At 66.5% G+C, this 19,165-nt stretch carries 23 protein-coding genes; 3 read left to right on the plus strand and 20 right to left on the minus strand.

The features are described 5' to 3' along the window. Positions 1-174: 174 nt before the first annotated feature. The 15 genes from ACD584_RS04890 to ACD584_RS04960 form a co-directional block, all read right to left on the minus strand. A complete protein-coding gene (locus ACD584_RS04890; RefSeq protein ID WP_076036619.1) occupies positions 175-969 on the minus strand; it encodes a prolyl oligopeptidase family serine peptidase in 795 nt (264 codons plus the stop codon). Between the two features lie 98 nt (positions 970-1,067). Then, positions 1,068-2,429, minus strand: coding sequence for a magnesium transporter (mgtE, locus tag ACD584_RS04895; RefSeq protein WP_011037936.1), 1,362 nt, complete (start codon positions 2,427-2,429; stop codon positions 1,068-1,070). 143 nt (positions 2,430-2,572) lie between these two features. Next, entirely contained in the window at positions 2,573-4,303 is a 1,731-nt protein-coding gene (ptsP, locus tag ACD584_RS04900; RefSeq protein ID WP_040940920.1) for a phosphoenolpyruvate--protein phosphotransferase, read from the minus strand. Positions 4,304-4,361: 58 nt separating this feature from the next. Further along, positions 4,362-4,631 carry an HPr family phosphocarrier protein gene (locus ACD584_RS04905; RefSeq protein ID WP_011037934.1) on the minus strand — a complete coding sequence of 90 codons (270 nt, stop codon included), beginning with the start codon at positions 4,629-4,631 and terminating at the stop codon, positions 4,362-4,364. Then, positions 4,624-5,016 carry a PTS sugar transporter subunit IIA gene (locus ACD584_RS04910; RefSeq protein WP_076036620.1) on the minus strand — a complete coding sequence of 131 codons (393 nt, stop codon included), beginning with the start codon at positions 5,014-5,016 and terminating at the stop codon, positions 4,624-4,626. Before ACD584_RS04910 ends, ACD584_RS04905 begins: the two co-directional genes overlap by 8 nt. 505 nt (positions 5,017-5,521) lie before the next feature. Then, positions 5,522-6,394 (minus strand): RNase adapter RapZ, encoded by an 873-nt coding sequence (rapZ, locus tag ACD584_RS04915; RefSeq protein WP_014508477.1) that lies wholly within the window; start codon positions 6,392-6,394, stop codon positions 5,522-5,524. Then, positions 6,391-7,341, minus strand: a complete 951-nt coding sequence (hprK, locus tag ACD584_RS04920) for an HPr(Ser) kinase/phosphatase (protein WP_016904610.1) — start codon at positions 7,339-7,341, stop codon at positions 6,391-6,393. Before hprK ends, rapZ begins: the two co-directional genes overlap by 4 nt. Further along, positions 7,338-7,796 (minus strand): PTS sugar transporter subunit IIA, encoded by a 459-nt coding sequence (locus ACD584_RS04925; RefSeq protein ID WP_011037931.1) that lies wholly within the window; start codon positions 7,794-7,796, stop codon positions 7,338-7,340. The genes hprK and ACD584_RS04925 overlap by 4 nt, the downstream gene beginning before the upstream one ends. Before the next feature lie 21 nt (positions 7,797-7,817). Further along, positions 7,818-8,135, minus strand: coding sequence for a ribosome hibernation-promoting factor, HPF/YfiA family (hpf, locus tag ACD584_RS04930; protein WP_070690298.1), 318 nt, complete (start codon positions 8,133-8,135; stop codon positions 7,818-7,820). 87 nt (positions 8,136-8,222) lie between these two features. Continuing rightward, entirely contained in the window at positions 8,223-9,617 is a 1,395-nt protein-coding gene (locus ACD584_RS04935; protein ID WP_016944115.1) for an RNA polymerase factor sigma-54, read from the minus strand. 81 nt (positions 9,618-9,698) lie between these two features. Then, positions 9,699-10,418, minus strand: coding sequence for an LPS export ABC transporter ATP-binding protein (gene lptB, locus ACD584_RS04940; protein ID WP_011037928.1), 720 nt, complete (start codon positions 10,416-10,418; stop codon positions 9,699-9,701). Beyond that, complete coding sequence (gene lptA / locus ACD584_RS04945; protein WP_011037927.1) at positions 10,418-10,954, minus strand: lipopolysaccharide transport periplasmic protein LptA; 537 nt, start codon at positions 10,952-10,954, stop codon at positions 10,418-10,420. The genes lptB and lptA overlap by 1 nt, the downstream gene beginning before the upstream one ends. Continuing rightward, complete coding sequence (lptC, locus tag ACD584_RS04950) at positions 10,932-11,507, minus strand: LPS export ABC transporter periplasmic protein LptC (protein WP_014508474.1); 576 nt, start codon at positions 11,505-11,507, stop codon at positions 10,932-10,934. The genes lptA and lptC overlap by 23 nt, the downstream gene beginning before the upstream one ends. Next, on the minus strand, positions 11,504-12,052 hold the full coding sequence (locus ACD584_RS04955; RefSeq protein WP_070690302.1) for an HAD family hydrolase: 549 nt from the start codon (positions 12,050-12,052) through the stop codon (positions 11,504-11,506). The genes lptC and ACD584_RS04955 overlap by 4 nt, the downstream gene beginning before the upstream one ends. A 48-nt stretch (positions 12,053-12,100) precedes the next feature. Beyond that, on the minus strand, positions 12,101-13,102 hold the full coding sequence (locus ACD584_RS04960; RefSeq protein ID WP_011037924.1) for a KpsF/GutQ family sugar-phosphate isomerase: 1,002 nt from the start codon (positions 13,100-13,102) through the stop codon (positions 12,101-12,103). A gap of 53 nt (positions 13,103-13,155) precedes the next feature. On the opposite strand from ACD584_RS04960, the gene ACD584_RS04965 reads away from it, so the two are divergent. The 3 genes from ACD584_RS04965 to ACD584_RS04975 all read left to right on the plus strand — a co-directional run bounded on the left by ACD584_RS04965 (position 13,156) and on the right by ACD584_RS04975 (position 15,091). Further along, on the plus strand, positions 13,156-13,383 hold the full coding sequence (locus tag ACD584_RS04965; protein WP_011037923.1) for a BolA family protein: 228 nt from the start codon (positions 13,156-13,158) through the stop codon (positions 13,381-13,383). Between the two features lie 113 nt (positions 13,384-13,496). Next, positions 13,497-14,771, plus strand: coding sequence for a UDP-N-acetylglucosamine 1-carboxyvinyltransferase (murA, locus tag ACD584_RS04970; RefSeq protein WP_070690304.1), 1,275 nt, complete (start codon positions 13,497-13,499; stop codon positions 14,769-14,771). Next, positions 14,768-15,091 carry a hypothetical protein gene (locus ACD584_RS04975; RefSeq protein WP_014508471.1) on the plus strand — a complete coding sequence of 108 codons (324 nt, stop codon included), beginning with the start codon at positions 14,768-14,770 and terminating at the stop codon, positions 15,089-15,091. The genes murA and ACD584_RS04975 overlap by 4 nt, the downstream gene beginning before the upstream one ends. Before the next feature lie 294 nt (positions 15,092-15,385). On the opposite strand, the gene ACD584_RS04980 is transcribed toward ACD584_RS04975, so the two are convergent. The 5 genes from ACD584_RS04980 to purM all read right to left on the minus strand — a co-directional run bounded on the left by ACD584_RS04980 (position 15,386) and on the right by purM (position 19,122). Further along, positions 15,386-16,069, minus strand: coding sequence for a DUF3108 domain-containing protein (locus ACD584_RS04980; RefSeq protein WP_012437779.1), 684 nt, complete (start codon positions 16,067-16,069; stop codon positions 15,386-15,388). Positions 16,070-16,072: 3 nt separating this feature from the next. Then, a complete protein-coding gene (locus tag ACD584_RS04985; protein ID WP_070690306.1) occupies positions 16,073-16,870 on the minus strand; it encodes a DUF3108 domain-containing protein in 798 nt (265 codons plus the stop codon). Positions 16,871-16,933: 63 nt separating this feature from the next. Continuing rightward, complete coding sequence (gene purN, locus ACD584_RS04990) at positions 16,934-17,587, minus strand: phosphoribosylglycinamide formyltransferase (protein ID WP_070690308.1); 654 nt, start codon at positions 17,585-17,587, stop codon at positions 16,934-16,936. Positions 17,588-17,621: 34 nt separating this feature from the next. After that, positions 17,622-18,080 (minus strand): hypothetical protein, encoded by a 459-nt coding sequence (locus tag ACD584_RS04995; protein WP_076036621.1) that lies wholly within the window; start codon positions 18,078-18,080, stop codon positions 17,622-17,624. A gap of 16 nt (positions 18,081-18,096) precedes the next feature. Next, on the minus strand, positions 18,097-19,122 hold the full coding sequence (gene purM, locus ACD584_RS05000) for a phosphoribosylformylglycinamidine cyclo-ligase (protein WP_070690313.1): 1,026 nt from the start codon (positions 19,120-19,122) through the stop codon (positions 18,097-18,099). Positions 19,123-19,165 lie beyond the last annotated feature (43 nt).

The following is a 19,165-nucleotide window of genomic DNA, read 5'->3' on the forward strand; positions in this document are numbered from 1 at the left end:
GGCGGTTGCGTGCAGCGCCGAGTCGCCACAACGGCCTTGCCGCTGTGGTGACCAGTGGGCCGCAGCGCGATCTGTTGCGCTACAACCGCAGCTGCAGCCAGGCAGCAAGGCCACGCAGAAGTGCCGGCCTCGCCGCTGCGCCATCGTTCGCCAGGTTTAGGTCTTCCCAGCCGGCTAGCGCAGGCGCTGCTTGAACATCCAGTCCCACATCGCCGGATCAGCGTAGGTGGCGTCCCAGGCGTTGTGGTTGCCGTTGGGGTATTCGCTGTAACGCACATTGGCGCCCACGCCCTTGGCGGCGCGGTACAGCGCGCGGTCGTCGTGCGGCGGGACCGCCTCGTCCTTGGCGCCATGGAACATCCAGATCGGCACGTGCTTCAGGCGCGTGACCGCTGCGGTATACGGGTCGGCTTCCTGCGCCACCAGGCTCACGTACAAGGTGCGGCGCTCATCGCGCGGGGCCTTGAGCGCGCCGCAGATCGGCACGATGGCGGCAAAGCGCTGCGGCTGCATCAGGCCGATTTCCCAGGCGCCATAGCCGCCCATCGAAATACCGGTGAGATAGGTGCGCTGCGGGTCGGCGGAAAACTCGGCACTGGTGGCATCCAGCGCGGCAATCGCCATGCGCGCATTGATCCCCAGCCATTCCTCGTCGTCCGGCACCTGCGGCAACACCACCAGGGCGGGAAAGTCGGCGGTGTGTTCGCTCAGGTAGGGGCCAACGCCCACCTCGGCCTGGTTACGGCCATTGTCGCCACGCTCGCCCGAGCCATGCAGGAACAGCACGATCGGCCGCGGCTGCGGTGACGTGCCCACTGGCACGAACACCTGGTACTGATAGTGCCGGCCTTCGATCTCCAGCGAGCGCGTCACGAAGTGACCGCTGCGGGTGTCCTGGTGCCGGTCAACCAAGCTGGAACAGCCGGCCAGCAGCAGCGCGAGCACCACCAGCAAAAGACAACGACGCATCACGCAGCACTCCCTGGCAAAGACAGGCCTGCAGTATCGCCGCCAACGCGTGTCGCGGCATGTCGCGTTGCGGCGAGGGCGCGGCGCGCGTCATCGGCTCAGCGCAGCAGGATCAAGGTGGCCAGGCCGAGGAAGCTCAAAAAGCCCATCACATCGGTCAGCGTGGTCAGGATCACGCCGCCCGCCAGCGCGGGGTCGAAGCCGAGGCGTTTCAGCGTCACCGGCACCAGCACGCCACCAAACGCGGCGGTGAGCATGTTCAAGGTCAATGCGGTGCCGATCACCAGCGACAGCATCGGTTGGCGGAACCACACCAGCACAATCACGCCCAGCCCGATGCCCAGCACCATGCCGTTGATCAGCGCCACGGTCAGTTCCTTCTTGAGCAAGGTCATCACGTTGGACGAGCCGATCTGCCCCAGCGCCAGGCCGCGCACCATCAGTGCCAGCACCTGGGTGCCGGCATTACCGCCCATGCCGGCCACGATCGGCATCAACGCCGCCAGCGCGACCAGTTTTTCGATGGTGCCTTCGAACTGGCTGACCACGCTGGAGGCCAGGAACGCGGTGCACAGGTTGATACCCAGCCAGATCAGGCGGCGGCGGAACGCGCGCCGCGCCGGGCTGAACATGTCTTCGTCCTCGTCCAGGCCGGCGGCGCTCAACGCCTGGTGCTCGGCCTGCTCGCGGATGATGTCGACCACGTCATCGATGGTGATGCGGCCGAGCAGGATGTTGTTGTCGTCCACTACCGGGGCGGAGATCCAGTCATGGTCGGAGAAGCGGCGCGCCACTTCGTCCGACCCATCGCCGACATCGATCGCCGGCTGCTCGTCGTCGATCAGCCGATTGACCGGCGTGCTGTCTTCATGGGTGACCAGCGCCGCCAACGGCACCCGGCCCAGATACTGGTGGCGCCGGCTCACCACGTACAGGTGATCGGTGTGGTCGGGCAGTTCGCCGCGCAGGCGCAGGTAGCGCAGCACCACGTCCACGTTGACGTCGGCGCGTACCGTCACCACGTCCGGGTTCATCAGGCGCCCGGCGGTGTCTTCCGGATACGAAAGCACCTGCTCCAGCCGCTCGCGGTTCTCGCGGTCCATCGACTTGAGCACTTCGTCGATGACGGTATCGGGCAGGTCCTCGACCAGGTTGGCCAGGTCGTCGATGTCCAGGTCTTCGACCGCGGCGACGATTTCGTCCGGGTCCATGTCGGCGAGCAGGCTCTCGCGTACTTCATCGCCGACGTGCAGCAGCACCTCGCCATCGTCTTCCGGGTCGACCAGCCCCCACACCACTTCGCGCTTGCCCGGCGGCAGCGATTCCAGCAGGTTGCCGATCTCCGCCGGCGCCAACGTATTGACCAGCCGGCGCACCGGCCCGAGACGCCCGCTGTCCAGCGCGTCGGACAGCAGGCGTAGCTGGCGCGCGGTCTTGTCGTGGCGGACGGCTTCGGCCATGCGCGGCTCCCTGGTGGAGTGAACGCGTCTCTTCAGAGGCCGCGGTGCTGGATCAGCAGGGCATTATCGCTTGCGCACGGTGACGAAACATACAGTGCATGTGCAGCGGTGCCCGCGCGCTGCGGGCGTGGGTGTGGCGCAGCTCAGTGCAGCAGGCCTTGCGCCACGCTTGCCAGCCATTTTTCGATGCCCTTGCGGTCGCGCGCGCGCAGCAGTTTTTCGCCATGCACGCGCAACTGGCCCAGATGCAGGTCGCGCACCGCGCGGCGCACCTCCAGCAAGGTGGCCGGATGCAGGCTGAACTCGGTGAGGCCCAACGCCAGCAGCATCGCCACGAAGCGCGGGTCGCCGGCGATTTCGCCACACACGGCCACCGGCTTGTTGTGCGCCCGCCCGGTGGCGATGACCTGCGCGATCAATCGCAGCACCGCCGGATGCAACGGCGAATACAGCTCGCCCAGCGCCTCGTTGTTGCGGTCCACCGCCAGCAGGTATTGCACCAGGTCGTTGGTGCCGATCGACAAAAAGTCGATGTCGTCGATGAAGCAGTCCAGCGCCAATGCCGCCGCCGGCACCTCGATCATCGCGCCGAGCGGAATGTGCTCGGCAATCTCGTGACCTTCGTCGCGCAGCTGCGCGGTGAGCTTTTTCAGCTGTTTGCGCACCAACAGGATTTCCTCGCGCCCGCTGACCATCGGCACCAGAATGCGCACCGGGCCGTAGCCGGACGCGCGCAGGATCGCGCGCAGCTGTGCCTGGGCCACCGCCGGCCGGGCAAGCGACAGGCGCACCCCGCGCAGGCCCAGCGCCGGGTTGTCCTCATCGCTCAGGGTGAGCCCGGTGCGGTCGGCCTTGTCCGCGCCCAGATCCAGCGTACGGATGGTCACCGGCCGGCCGCTCATGCCCAGCACGGTGTCGCGGTAAGTGTGGAACTGCTCGTCTTCGTCCGGCAGCTCGTTGCGCTGCAGGAACAGGAATTCGGTGCGGTACAGCCCCAGCCCGCTCGCGCCCAGCGCATGCGCCTTGGCCACGTCTTCCAGCGACTCGGCATTGGCCAGCAGGGTGATGTCGACGTTGTCGCGCGTGCGGGTCGGCTTGGAGCGCAACCGGCCCAGTTCGCGTTGTTCCTTGGCCAGCGTGCGCAGCCGCTCGCGGTAGTCGCGCAGATGCTCGGGCGTGGGGTCGACGATGACCTGGCCGGAGCCGGCATCGACGATCAGCACGTCGCCATCGTTGACCCGCTGCACCGCATCGGCCACGCCGACCACCAAGGGCAGGTGCAGGCTGCGCGCCAGGATCGCGCTATGCGAGAGCGCACTGCCGGCGGTGGTGACGATGCCGACCACGCCTTGCGCCTGCAGCTGCGCCAGCTCCGACGGTGCCACGTTGTCGCACACCAGGATCTCGCCGGCCACGCCCTTGAGATCGGGCGCGCGCTTGTGCAAAAACGCATGGATGCGGCCGATCACATGGTCCAGATCGTCCATGCGGCTGCGCAGGTAGGCATCTTCCATGCCGTCGAACACGGCCGCCAGCCGATCGCGTTGCACACGCAGCGCGTAGTCGGCGCTGTAGCGGTGCGTGCGGATCAAATCGTCTAGCCCCTGCAGCAGCTCCGGGTCGTCCAGCAACAGGGCATGCAGTTCGAGGAATTCGCCCACTTCGCGGGCCAGCGCGCCATGCAGGCGGTCGCGCAGTTGCTGCATCTCGGTGCGTGCGGCGGCAATGGCCGCGTGCAGACGCTGCAGCTGCGTTTCGACCTGGTTGGCCGGCACGCGTTGCTCGGCCACCTCCAGCGTGTGGCTCTGGCGGACGCGGGCGCGCCCCAATGCGTTACCGCGCGAGGCGGCATGTCCGCGCAAGCGCAGACTCATGCGCGGCCTTGGCGCAGCCGCGCCGTGTCGGTCAGCACGGCACCGACGCAGCGCATGCTCAGCTGTCCTCGTCGAAGCGGCGCTCGAACAGGTCCACCAACGCCTGCAGCGCCTCGGCCTCGTCTTCGCCATCCAGGCGCACCATCACGCTGGTGCCCTGGCCGGCAGCCAGCAGCATCACGCCCATGATGCTCTTGGCATTCACTTCGCGGCCCTTGGCCGCCAGCGTGGCGTTGGCGCGGAAGGACGACAGCGTCTGCACCAGCTTGGCGGTTGCCCGCGCATGCAGTCCCAGCCGATTGGAAACTATGAGTTCGCGTTCAAGCATCGTCGATGATCGCTCCGTTGCGGGTACCGGCCGCCGCGGTGGCGGGCAGCTCCTGCAAACCTTGTTCGGGGTAGTTCATCACCCGCAGCAGCATGGGCAGGCTGAGCGCAGACACACGGCGAACCGGGGTGCCCAGCTTGGCCAGCCGACTGGCGAGATTGCTGGGGCTGGCGCCGTACAGGTCGGTCATGACCAACACGCCGTCGCCGCTGTCGACCCGACGCATCGCTGCCGAGGCCTGGGGCAATAACGCGTCCAGGTCTGCATCGAGCGGAACCTCGAAGGATTCGGTCTTCAACGGCAAATGCCGCAACAGCCCCGTCGCCACGTCCAAGAACGATGCGCCGATGCCGGGATGAGTAATGAGGAGAATGCCACAGGCCATGCCGAAACGTTAACAGGTCAGCATGACCACGCGATAGCGTTTGCCGGGCACCGATGTGTTGCGAAATGAATGGGCGTTTAGCCTGCTGCAATTGGGAGTGGATTGCGGGCGATGTACGCTCCGCTGACACGGTGACGATGTGATGTGCGTTGCGTCTGCATCGGTATCGCGGCAAGCGAGCGCTGCAGCAGAGTGCTCAGCGACGATGCTCGTAGCCTGCGTGACTTGGCGACGCCTTTGCCGGGTTTCTACTTCGCCATGCGTGCCGACGTGTAGCGCTTGGGTCAGTGTGCTCGACCGCGTGGAGATGGAGCAATGCAATAAGTGCGTCGGCCATGCCCTGCTCAGCGACAACAACGCCCAATCACATAAAGCGCGCACCAGTAACCGCATCAGGCAAACGCAAGTCTCCCTCCAGCTGACCAGCCGCGGCGCAGACCGCAGCACAACGCTTCAACGATTCCCGAATCCCGATTCCCCAATCCCCAATCCCCAATCCCGAGATTCAATCCTGCTCGCGATGAAACGTCGCCACTTCCGGCCAGCCCTGTTCGCGTGCGTGGCGCGCCATGCGTTCGGCCAGATACACCGAGCGGTGCTTGCCGCCGGTGCAGCCGAACGCGATGGTGACGTAGCTGCGGGTGTCGTTGCGCAGCCGCGGCAGCCAGGTATCGAGCAGGTCCACGATCTGCGCCGAATAGCGGATCACGTCCGGCTCCTTGTCCAGGTAGTCGCGCACGCCGGCATCGCGGCCGGTGAGCGGGCGCAGCTCCGGGTCCCAATGCGGGTTGGGCAGCACACGCGCATCGAAGACGAAGTCGGCCTCGGCCGGCACGCCGCGCTTGTAGGCGAAGGATTCGAACAGCAGGGACAAGCGGTCGCTATTGCCCAGCGCGAACTCGGTGACCACACGCCGGCGCAGCTGATGCACGTTGAGCGCGCTGGTATCGATGATGGCATCGGCCTGCGCGCGCAGCGGCGCGGTCAATTCGCGCTCGCGGGTGATCGCTTCCGGCAACGCCAGGCCGAGCTGGCTGAGCGGATGGCGGCGGCGGGTATCGGCGTAGCGCTTGAGCAGGGCTTCGTCGCTGGCTTCGAAAAACAGCAGGCGTGCCTCGATGCCGTATTCCTGTGCGGCCTGCCGCCACTGCGCCAGCTGGGTCAGGTCGCTGCGGCTGCGTACGTCGATGCCCACCGCCAGGCGCTGGTCGCCGAGCGGGTTGCCCCGCAGCCGGCTGCGCACAAAGTCCGGCAGCAACTCGACCGGCAGATTGTCCGAGCAGTAATAGTCGAGGTCTTCGAAGGTCTTCAGCGCCACCGACTTGCCGGACCCGGACAACCCGCTGACGATCATCAAGGTGGACGCGGCAATGCTCATGGGGTGCGTCGCTCCAGCAGGTTGCTGTGGCGGGCGATGAACATCGCCGCCGGGTCGATGCCCTTGGTGCGCAGGATGTGCAGGCGGGTGGCCGCTTCGGTCAGCACGGCCAGGTTGCGGCCGGGCATCACCGGCAGGGTGATCAGCGGCACGTCCAGGTCCAGCACGTGGCGGCTGCCGGAATCACCGGTCAGGCGCTCGTAGCCGGAAGGTGTGGGCTCGGTCATTGGGCGAGTCAGGTGCACGATCAGGCGCAGGTACTTGTTCTTCTTCACCGCGGTGTCGCCGAACATGTCGCGCACGTTCAACACGCCCAGGCCGCGCACTTCCAGCAGATCCTGCAGCAGCTCGGGGCAGGTGCCGTCGAGTACGTCCGGCGCGATCTGGGTGAATTCCGGTGCGTCGTCGGCCACCAGGCGGTGCCCGCGGCTGAGCAGTTCCAGTGCCAGTTCGCTCTTGCCCGAGCCGGCCTCGCCGGTGATCAGCACGCCGATCGAATAGATCTCCATGAACACGCCATGCAGCGTGACCCGCGGTGCCAGCGTGCGCGCCAGATGGTAGGAAAGGTGGTTGAGCAGCTCATGGCCGCGCTTGGGCGAGATCCACAGCGGGGTATTGGATTCATCCGCCGCCGCGCGCAAGTCTTCCGGGCAGGACTGGTTCTTGCTGATTGCCAGTGCCAGCGGCTGCACCTGGATGATCTTTTCGATCGTCTCCCAGCGTTGCCGCGCATCCAGCGAATCCAGCCAGGCCAGCTCCTCGGTGCCGAGGATCTGCACCTTGTTTGGGTAGATCACATTGAGATAGCCGGCCAGCGAGGGCCGGCGCGCATTATTGCTGCCGGCTTCGATTTCGCGGTGCTCGCCCTTTTGCCCGGCGACCCAACGCAGCGCCAGCTTGTCACGCTGCTGGTCGAACAGCTCACGTGCGGTGATGCTGGTATTCATGCGGCGCTCGCGTGTGGGGGCGGTACCTCGGTCAGCAGCGCCATCAGCGCTTGCGCATCGGGCGCGGCGCGCAGCTGCTGGCGAAAATGGCTGTCAGAAAAGCGCTCGGCCAGTTCCGACAACAGCATCAGGTGCTGATGCGTGTAGTGCGCCGGCACCGCCATCGCAAACACCAGGTCCACCGCTTCTTCGGCGCCGAACTCCACCGGCGTCTGCAGCCGCAGCAAGGCGCCGCGCGGTTCGGTGAGGTTGGGGCAGCGCCCGTGCGGAATGGCAATGCCGTGGCCGATGGCGGTGCTGCCAAGGGCTTCGCGCTCGCACAGGTTGGCAAACAGTTCGTCGGTACCGGCCTGGCGGCAGGACAGCAGCTCGGCGGCGGTATGCAGGACGGTGTCGCGATCGGCGGCCGGCGACACCATGGTGCGCACGGCCGCCATCAGATCGGTTAAAGGCATGAGGGCATCAAGCGAGAAGCGTCATGCGGGATTGTCGCGCACCTCGCGGGCGTGGTGGTTACATTTCTTCTCTTTGTGCTTGAGCACCAGGCGGTCGAGCTTGTCGACCAACAGGTCGATGGCGGCGTACATGGTGGAACCGCTGGCATCGGCGTGCAGAATGCGGCCGGGGAGGTTGACGGTGGCGACCACATGGTGGTCTGGCTTGCGGACGGCCAGCTGAGTTCGGACTTCACAGTGCTGGTCGAAGTGGCGCTGCAGGCGCTGCAGCTTGCTTGCCACGTAGTCCCGCAGGGCGGGGGTCACTTCAAGCTGGTGGCCATACGTCTCGATACGCATCGGATACCTCCATTGGTCGGTGGGCCAATGAACCTTTCCGGTGGTCCGGCGAACCCGGCACAGGCCCGCGTTGCGGTGGTTGCAACGTCAGGCGATGCGCACGCGTTCGTGGGAGGCGGAAATGTTCATGGCCTCACGATACTTCGCAACGGTTCGGCGCGCTACTGGCACGCCGGAAGTTTTCAACAGATCTGCCAACTTGGCGTCAGACAGCGGCTTGCGCGGGTTTTCCGCATCGATCAGGCGCCGGATCATCGCCTGGATCGCCGTGCTGGAGGCCTCGCCGCCGCTGTCGGTGTCGATGCCGGAGGCAAAGAACGAGCGCAGCGGGATGGTGCCGCGCGGCGTGCGCACGTACTTGCGGGCGATGGCACGCGAAATCGTCGATTCGTGCAGGCCCAACTCACCGGCGATCTCGCGCAGGGTCAGCGGGCGCAGCGCCTGCGCACCGAACTCCAGGAACCCGGCCTGGTGCTGCAGCAGGCAGCGCACCACCCGCAGCAGGGTTTCGCCGCGCGCCTCCAGGCTCTTGAGCAGCCAGCGCGCTTCCTGCAGTTGGCCACGCAGGTAGCCGGCGTCGGATTCGCCGCAGCTGCGGATCAGTTGCTCGTAGCCGCGGTGGATGGTCACCTTGGGTTGCGCGCGGCCGGCCAGGGCGGCGCGCCAGACGCCGCGCTGGCGCCAGATCACACAGTCCGGCACCACATAGGTGTCCTGCGACAGCGCGCTGATCTGCTTGCCCGGGCGCGGGTCCAGCGAGCGCACCAGCTGCACGGCCTGCTCGACATCGGCGGCAGAGCGCTTGAGTTCGTGGGCCAGGCCAGCAATGCCGCTGCGCGGCAGCCGCTCCAGCGGCCCGGCCACGATCTGCAGCGCCAGCTCGCGCGCAGGCGTCGCCGCATCGAGCACCTGCAGCTGCAGCGCCAGACATTCGCCCAGCGAGCGTGCGCCGATGCCCACCGGGTCGAAGCGCTGGATCTGGTGCAGCACGGTGAGCACTTCGGCCTCGTCCACGTTGCCGAGGTTGAGCGTCTCCAGAATCGCGCTGAGCGGCTCGCGCAGGTAGCCGTCTTCGTCCAGGGCATCGATCAGGATCGCGCCGATCTGGCGGTCCCTTGGCGACAGCGGTGACAAATGCAACTGCCACAACAGGTGGTCGGCCAGGGTTTCGGACTCGGCCACGCGTTCGGCGGCGTCGCCGTTGTCGTCATCGTCGAAGCTGCCGCCACTGCCAGTGCCGGTCCATTGCAGCTCGTCCTGCGACCAGTCGTCGTCGCGCTCGGCAGGCGCCGGCTCGTCGCGTTGGCGTTCTTCGTTGGAGGCGGAGGGCGACGGTTCGACCGGCGCCTCGCTGGCCGCATGTGCGGCTTCGTCGGCCCACTCCAGCAGTGGATTGGTCTCCACCGCTTCGGCGATTTCCACTTCCAGCTCGGTGGTGGACATCTGCAATAGTTTGATCGCCTGACGCAATTGCGGCGTCATGACCAACTGCTGTCCTAACGATGTCTGGAGCCGGGCTTTCATGCGGACACTAGCTGGATGACCTATGGCGCGGCGACGCGCTCAAAGGCGGAAGGTGTCCCCCAGATAGACGCGCCGCACGTCGGGATTGTTGAGCAAAGCGTCCGGTGCCCCCTGCGCCAGCACGCCCCCCTCGGCGAGGATATACGCGCGGTCGCAGATTCCCAAGGTCTCGCGCACGTTGTGATCGGTGATCAACACGCCGATGCCGCGTTCCTTGAGGTGGATGACGATGCGCTGGATCTCGCCGACCGAAATCGGGTCCACGCCGGCGAACGGTTCATCGAGCAGCATCATGCGCGGTTTGGCGGCCAGCGCGCGGGCAATCTCGCAACGGCGCCGCTCGCCACCGGACAGGCTGGCGCCCAGCTGGTCGGCCACGTGGGTGATCTGCAGTTCTTCCAGCAGCGAGGCCAGTTCTTTCTCCTGGCCTGGCCCGTCGAGGTCGTCGCGCAGTTCCAGCACCAGGCGGATGTTGTCGGCCACGCTGAGCTTGCGGAACACCGACGGCTCCTGCGGCAGGTAGCCTACGCCGAGCTTGGCGCGCGCGTACATCGGCTCGGCGGTGAGGTCGCGGCCGTCCAGTTCGATACGCCCGGCATCGGCCTCGACCAGCCCGACGATCATGTAGAAGCACGTGGTCTTGCCGGCGCCGTTGGGGCCGAGCAGGCCGACCACTTCGCCGGCCTCCAGGGTCAGGCCGAACTCCTTGACCACTTCGCGCTGCTTGTACTTCTTGCGCAGACCGGTGGCGACCAGCATTACTTCTTCCCCTGCGGCTTGGCCGGTGCGGGCGCCGCGGCGGGCGCGGCAGTCTTGGGCTGGATGATGGTGCGCACGCGGCTGCCGTCGCCGCCGCTCTGCATGTTGCCGGTCTTGGTGTTGTAGACCATGCGCTGACCAGCGTTGGTGCCCTTGGGCGAATCCACCTTGTAATTGCCGGTGAGGATGATGATTTCGTCGGCGACCTTGTATTCGATGTTGTCGGCCTGGCCGTTCATCATCGCGCCGTCGTCCATCTCCTGCTTCAGCGTGGCCTGCTTGCCGTTGAGCACCACGCGATCGGTCTGGCCGTTCTTCTGAAAGATGTCGGCGGTGTCGGCGTGGATTTCCAGCGTGCCCTGGGTGATTACCACCTTGCCGCTGAAACGGCACTTGCCGCTGTCATCGAGCATGTTGCAATCGTTGCTGTTGGAGTCGATCGTCATCGGCTGATTGCGATCGCTGGTCTTGGCCATCGCCAATGCGGGCAGCAGCAGTGCGGCAAACGCCAGTTTAGCGGGCAGCATTCGGTTCATAGCGGGTCTTGACCTGGGAAAGGAGCTTGTACTGGCGTGTCTTGAGATCGGCCTCGAAGCCGACCCCGCTTTGCATGATACCCGGCCGGCGCATGGTGACCGGCGCGGCGGTCTTGGCCAGGTTCTGCTGCGGAAACACGTCCAGGCTCTCGGTGCGGAAAGTGGTGGGCGGGGTGTTGCCGGTGGTGGGGCTGTCGCCGGCCACGTCACCGCGCAGGCGCATTTCATCGCCCTTGGGGCTGATCCAGCCGGTCTTGGAGCGCAGCGTCCACGGGTTGTTGGCGTTGTCGGGCAGCAGGAACACCGGCGTGGTGATCTCCGAGGTCTGGTCGGCGCGGTTGCGGTGCATTTCCGGCGCACGCAGCGTCATCGACTCCTTGCCGCTCTCCTTGTCCAGGGCAATCAGCTCGAAGTCGCGCAGCACGTAGTCGGCCTTGGAATCGTCCACCGCCGCAGCAACCGGACGCGCGCGCTGCTGCCAGGCCGACCAGCCGCTGATGATCGCCGCGGCCAGCAGCACCGCGCCGAGCGTGGTGCGCCAATTCCAGGTCATGCCGAGAACCTCGCGAGGATGCTGTCGACCTGGCCCTGCGCGGCCAGCACCACGTCGCAGACCTCGCGCGCGGCGCCTTCGCCGCCCCGTGCGCGGGTGTGCCACTGCACGCGTTCGGCGATCCACGGGTGCGCGTTGGCGGGCGCGACCGGCAAGCCGACCGCCAACAACGCCGGCAGATCGGGCAGGTCATCGCCCATGAACAACACTTCGTCCAGCGAGAGCCCGTGCTCCTGGCACAGCGCCAGCACTGACAGGCGCTTGTTCTTGACCCCGATCTGCACATGCAGGCCCAGATCCTGGCCACGTTTTTCCGCCGACAGGCTGGCGCGTGCGGTGATCAGCGCCACGTGGATGCCGGCATGCTCCAGCTGCTTCAGGCCCTGGCCGTCGAGCACATTGAAGGCCTTGCTCTCGTTGCCGGCGTGGTCGTAGTACAGGCGGCCGTCGGTCAGGGTGCCGTCGACGTCGAAACACGCCAGGCGCACGCGGGCGGCGCGGTCGATGAGGTCGGCAGGAAGGTCTTGCAGGGGGGAATAGGGCATCGGCACGAATCGGTGAGAACGGGGTCCGGCGGTTGAAAACTGAACCTGTTAAACCACCTTGGCGCGCAACAGGTCGTGAATGTTCAATGCGCCGACCGCGCGCTGCTGCGCATCGACCACGATCAGGCCATTGATCTTGTAGTCCTCCATCAGCCGCGCGGCCTCGGCGGCCAGCTGGTCGGCACCGATAGTCTTGGGGTTGCGGGTCATCACCTCGGCAATCCCGGCACTGCGCACGTCGATGTCGCTGTCCAGCGCGCGGCGCAGATCGCCGTCGGTGAACAGGCCAATCAGCCGCTCCTGCGCGTCCACCACGGCGGTCATGCCCAGGCGCTTGCGGCTCATCTCCATCAGCGCCTCGCTCAGGCTGGCGTCCTCGCGCACGCGCGGCAGCTCGTCGCCGCCATGCATCACATCGGTGATGTGCAGCAGCAGGCGGCGGCCCAGGCTGCCGGCCGGATGCGAGCGGGCGAAGTCGTCGGCGGTGAAGCCGCGCGCGTCCAGCAGGGCCACCGCCAGCGCATCGCCCATCGCCAATGAGGCGGTGGTGCTGGAGGTCGGCGCCAGGTGCAGCGGGCAGGCTTCGGCAGACACGCTGACATCCAGGTGCACGTCGGCGGCCTGCGCCAGGGTGGAGGCCGGGCGGCCGGTCATGGCGATGATCGGGTTGCCCTGGCGCTTGAGCACCGGCAGCAGCATGCGCACTTCGTCCGATTCGCCCGAATACGACAGCGCCAGCACGATGTCGGCCTCGGTGATCATGCCCAGGTCGCCATGCCCGGCCTCGCCCGGGTGCACGAAGAACGCGGGGGTGCCGGTGGAGGCCAGGGTCGCGGCGATCTTGCGCGCGATATGCCCGGATTTGCCCATGCCGGTGGCGACCACCCGCCCGCGCGAGGCCAGCACCAGCCGGCAGGCGGCGGCAAACGGCGCACCGATGCGCGCGCCCAGCGCGGCCAGGGCCGCCTGCTCGATCTCGAGCACGCGCTGCCCGCTGGCGACCAGGCTGGCGTCGCTGACGGTGGCGGAGGGCAAGTGCGAGACGGCCATGCAGGGCTCGGGTGAAGAGTAGAATGTGCGCTCATTTTATGAGGAAACGCCCTTTGGACGCCGAAACCATCCGTAAACTCATCGAATCCGGCTTGCCTGAAGCCCGCGTCGACGTGCAGGGCGAGGATGGCGTGCATTTCGAGGCGACCGTGGTCAGCCCGGCCTTTGTGGGGAAAGCGCCGCTGGCCCGCCACCGCATGGTCTACGCCACCCTGGGCGAGCTGATGGGCGGGGCGATCCACGCGCTGCAGCTCAAGACGCTGACCCCCGACGAGGCCTGAGCCTTTGGTAGCACCTGGCTGGACGCGCGCCCCTGCGCGTGACCGCCAGGCTCCAGCGTGCGCCTGACCGCCTCCGCATTCCCCTGACTTCATTTCGGATTCCCTGAGTTCCCATGGCAAAAATCGTAGTGACCGGCGGCCAAGCGCTGCACGGTGAGGTCCATATTTCCGGCGCCAAGAATGCGGTGCTGCCGATCCTGTGCGCGACCCTGCTGGCCGATGCGCCGGTGGAGATCAGCAACGTGCCGCACCTGCACGATGTGATCACCACGGTGAAGCTGCTCAGCGAGCTGGGCGCCGAGGTCACCATCGATGAAGGCACGCTGGCCAAGGGGCGCTCGATCCTGGTCGATCCGCGCTCGGTCACCCACCAGATCGCGCCGTACGAGCTGGTCAAGACCATGCGCGCCTCGATCCTGGTGCTGGGCCCGCTGCTGGCGCGCTACGGCACCGCCGAAGTGTCGCTACCCGGCGGTTGCGCGATCGGCTCGCGTCCGGTGGACCAGCACATCAAGGGCCTGCAGGCGCTGGGTGCGGACATCAGCGTGGAAAACGGCTACATCAAGGCCACCAGCAACGGCCGGCTCAAGGGCGGGCGTTACGTGTTCGACATGGTCAGCGTCACCGGCACCGAGAACGTGCTGATGGCCGCCGTGCTGGCCGAAGGCACCACCGTGCTGGAAAACGCGGCAATGGAGCCGGAAGTCACCGACCTGGCCGACTGCCTGATCGCGCTGGGCGCACAGATCGAAGGCGCCGGCACGCCGCGCATCACGGTGCAGGGCGTCGAGCGCCTGGGCGGCGGCCACCATGCGGTGCTGCCAGACCGCATCGAGACCGGCACCTTCCTGGTGGCCGCAGCGATGACCGGCGGCAGCGTCACCGTGCGCCGCGCGCGCCCGGACACCCTGGACGCGGTGCTGGACAAGCTCACCGAAGCCGGCGCGACGATCACCACCACTGCCGACAGCGTCACCCTGGACATGCACGGCAAGCGCCCGCGCGCGGTCAACCTGACCACTGCGCCGTACCCGGCGTTTCCCACCGACATGCAGGCGCAATTCATGGCGCTCAACTGCGTGGCCGAGGGCGTAGGCGTGATCAACGAGACGATCTTCGAAAACCGCTTCATGCACGTCAACGAGCTGCTGCGCCTGGGTGCGGATATCCAGGTGGAAGGGCATACCGCGATCGTGCGCGGCGCCGAACGCCTCAGCGGCGCGCCGGTGATGGCCACCGACCTGCGTGCGTCGGCCTCGTTGATCCTGGCCGGCCTGGTCGCCGACGGCGACACCACCATCGATCGCATCTACCACCTGGACCGTGGCTACGAAAACATCGAGGAGAAGCTGGGGGCGCTGGGCGCGACCATCCGGCGCATCGCATGATCCTGCGCGGCCAATTCACCACCCGCCGCAAGGTGCTGCTGGGGGTGATCGTGCTGATCCTGGCGTGGCTGGTCTACGCCTGGTCGGTCGGCATGGCCATCACCCAGGGCGTCGAGTTCAAGGACATGGACTGGAACGGCGACGGCACGGCCAGCCGCGAGGAAATCGCGCAATCGTTCTACGCGGTGGCGGTCAAGAAAACCGTCGAAGGCAAGCGCCATTGCGATCTGTTTTATTGGCGCTCAACCGAAGCGCAGATTCGCGTGGATTGCCGCACGGTGTTCAGTACCGGCGATGACAAGGCTGCGGCCAAGCCGTGAGGTGAGTGCGTGAGGGCGTTGAGAGCCTTGCGCGTCTTGCATGTGCCTTGATGTGCGAGATGAGTCGTGCCAGGTGCGAGCTGTGGCGAGACACATGCAGACACAAAAAAGCCCGGCACGCTGCCGGGCTTTTTGATGGTCGATGCGCAGCGCAATGAACCCGCAGATGCACCATCTTCATTCGTAGGAGCGCGCTCGCGCGCGATGGGGCTATATCGATAACGCCTCATCGCGCGCAAGCGCGCTCCTACGTCCGGCCGCACACCCGAGATCAGGCGGCGGCCTGGCGAGTCGTCAGCGCAGTGCCTTGATGGTCAGATCCAGCGCGTCCTGGCCTTTTTCCTTCTGCAGCAAGCGCGCCGGCACCGGCAGGTCCTTGACCACCCATGCGATCAATTCCTTGTCGCCGTCCACACGCGACACCTTGGTGGCCTGTTCCTGCTTGCCGTTGACGGTGATGGTTTCCTTGCCCACCACCTTGTAACTCATCGGCTTGATGCGGCCTTCGTCCACCATACGGTAGTTCAGCGGCTTGCCAGCGGCCAGGTCGCGGGTGATGGCCAGATTGATCAACAGCGCATCCATATCGCCCGGCTGCAGCTTGACCGGGCCGCGGCGGTCCGGCTTGATGTCGCCGCTCCAGGTAGCCTGGCTGGTCTTCCAATCGTAGTTGGCGGTGACGTTGCGCCGCTTGACCATCATCGAAGAGGTGTCGTTGCTGCTGACCGGGCGCAGCTGGCCATTGGCCTCTTCGAACACCGTGCTCTGGGTCAGGTTGGCCAGCTGGTTCTGGATGGTGAGCGTGTAGCGCCACTGGTTGGCGCCGGCCGCGGCCAGGGTCATGGTGCCGTTGGCCTGCATGCCCATGTAATTGGCCGAGTAATCGGCCTGGAACGGCTGCACGGCCAGCGCGGGCAGGCTGGCAACCGCCAGGGCCGCTGCGGCAATCAACGAACTGGTACGGGAGAACGTCTTCATGGGTCAGGCTCCTTGGTATTCGACCAGGCGCAGATCGACCTGATCCTCACCTTTGTCACGTTGCAGGATGCGGACCGGCGTAGGTACGCCGTTGGCAATCCAGAGGATGGTTTCGTTGTCGCCGCTGTTGACGCGGTACACGCGCAACGCGTCGTAGCTGAGGTCGCCCACCTGCACCACTTCGGTGGCATCGGCGGCGCGGTAATCGTATTGGCGCACCCGGCCGACATCGACGTAGCGGTAGCTCAGGCTGCGGCCGGGCTGTGCGTCGCGCATCAGCGACAGATTGAGCGACAGCGCGCTCTGGTCGCCGCGCTGCAGCGGAATCGGCTGCTGACGCTCTTTCTTCAGGTCGCCGTCCCACTGCGCGGTGCCGGCCTGCCAGTTGTAGACGCCGGTGACCTTCTTGCCGAAGAACATCGCCTTGCGCACGGTGCTCTGGGTCAGCGGCACGTAGGTGTCGCCATCGACACGGAACACGGTGCTCTGCTCCAGGTTCAGTCCCAGGATGCTGGCAAAGCCCTTGCGCCCGCGCACGGCCATGTCGATACGCCATTGGTTGCCGTCGCCGTGACTGACCTGCATGGTGGCGTCGCCGGCTTCCTTGCCGCGGTAGAACGCCTGGTAGGTCGCCACGAATGGCTCCAGCGCCGGCGGCGTCCAGGTGCTGGCCGGCAAGGCCGGAGCGGCAGGTTGCGCGGGCATGGGCGCGGCGGCCGGCGCTTGTTGCGCACGGCCGATACCGGCCTGGCAAAGCAGGGCCGTGGTGAACAACGCGACAGCGAAGGGGAGGACTTTCATGCGCGGGAGCGAGGCACGGGGCCGCAAGGATGTCCGAGAGGGAATGAGGGGCGCGTGTCCGCGCTAAACGAGCGCGATGCCAGCGGACTCTAGTCGCAGTGGTGTAAACAGGCACTGACCGTCGATATGCACGCGCCCGTCGGGCGTGGTGACCCGGCCGCTGGCCAGTAACCGCAGCGTGGCCAGCAGCAGCGGGTGTTCGCGGTCCAGCACCCGCGCCGCCAGTGACTCGGCGGTGTCGTCCGGCAACACCGGCACATGGGCCTGGGCGATCACCGGGCCGGCATCCAGTTCCGGCACCACCAGATGCACGCTGGCACCGTGCTCGGCATCGCCGGCCTCCAGCGCCCGCGCATGCGTGTGCAAGCCGCGGTATTTGGGCAGCAGCGAGGGATGGATGTTGAGCATGCGGCCGGTGAAGCGGCGCACCAGAGGCTCGCCCAGGATGCGCATGTAGCCGGCGCAGATCACCCAATCCGGCTGCACTGCGGCGATGGCATCGCCCAATGCACTGTCGAACGCCGCGCGGTCGGCGAACGCGCGTGGGCTGGCGCTCCAGCGTCGCGACGCGTCCACTTTCTGCAAGGCCGGCGCCTGTTCCTGGTCGGAAAACACACCGGCCACCTCGGCCGCCAACCGCCCGGCGGCAATCGCATCGAGGATGGCCTGCAGATTACTGCCGCGCCCGGAGGCCAGGACGGCAAGGCGCAGGCTCATACGATCACGCCCATCGTTGTATCGCAGACGCAGCTCAAGCGGCTGCCGCGTTGGAGACAAACAACGCCTTGACCTGCGGCCGCAGCAGAACCACCAGCGTAAACACGCCGACCACGGTGCCGAACGGCATGAATGAGCAGGAAATGCCGGCGACGATCAGGCACAGCAGATGCCGTCTGCGCTGGGCGATGCAGCGACCCGCATACGCCATGAAGCCGGCCAATGTCAGGCCGCAGGCGATGAAGCCTGCCGCGAACACCACGAAGAACCAGCCGAACCAGCGGGGATCAATCTCTGGCGCGTCGGCATTGGTCGTGGTCATCGGCAGGTGGCCGGTGACGATCGCCAGCCCCATGAACAGGTGGATCAACGGGAATAACGAAAACAGCCCGGTGATGCCGGCCAGCACGTAATGAAAGATCGACAGCAACTTCAGTTGCTGCAGATCCTCGGCGGTGGCAGTTGTAGAGACGTAAACGGGCGCGGCTTCCATGCGAGTGCTCCTTGGGTCAACCAATCCGGACGCGTTCGTCGCCCTGTGCCGTCACCACCTGGCCAATGCGCCAATGCGCCATCGACTGCGCGTCCAGCGCCTGTTCCAGCGCGGCGGCCTGTGCCGGTGCGGCGACCAGCACGAAGCCGATGCCGCAATTGAAGGTGCGCCACATTTCGGCATCGGCCACCGCGCCTTCGCGCTGCAGCCAGGCGAACACCGGCGGCAAGGTCCATGCCGTGGCGTCGATGTCCAGGCCCAGGCCGTCCGGGATCACCCGGATGATGTTCTCGGTCAGCCCGCCGCCGGTGACATGCGCCATGGCGTGGATCGCCTCGCCGTGCGACTTGAGCAGGGCCAGGATCGGCTTGACGTACAGCGCGGTCGGCGCCATCAGCGCATCGATCAGCGCCACGCCGTCGTCCAGCACCAGATCGGCCGGCGCCCCGGCACGCTCGTAGATCTTGCGGATCAGCGAATACCCATTGGAATGCGGGCCGGAGGAAGCGATGCCGATCAGCACGTCACCCTCGCGCACCTGCGCGCCGTCCAGCAGCTGCGATTTTTCCACCGCGCCAACGGTGAAGCCGGCCAGGTCGTATTCGCCTGGCGGGTACATGTCGGGCATCTCGGCGGTTTCGCCGCCGATCAGCGCGCACCCGGAGAGCTCGCAGCCGCGCGCGATGCCGCCGACCACCGCCGCGGCGGTGTCGATATCCAGCTTGCCGGTGGCGAAGTAGTCCAGAAAGAACAGCGGTTCGGCACCCTGCACCAGCACGTCGTTGACGCACATGCCGACCAGGTCGATGCCGATGGTGTCGTGGCGGCCGAGTTGCTGGGCGAGTTTGAGCTTGGTGCCCACCCCGTCGGTGCCGGAGACCAGCACCGGCTCCTTGTACTTGCCGGACAGGTCGAACAAGGCACCGAAGCCGCCCAGGCCGCCCATCACCTCCGGTCGAAAGCTGCGCTTGACCAGGGGTTTGATGCGTTCGACCAACGCATTGCCGGCATCGATGTCGACGCCCGCGTCACGGTAGGTCATGGGCGAGGGATTGGAAGGCGTTGGGCTGGTCACGGGTGGGGTG

It is taken from the genome of Xanthomonas sp. NCPPB 2922, assembly GCF_041520885.1.
Classification (GTDB): Bacteria; Pseudomonadota; Gammaproteobacteria; order Xanthomonadales; family Xanthomonadaceae; genus Xanthomonas; species Xanthomonas campestris.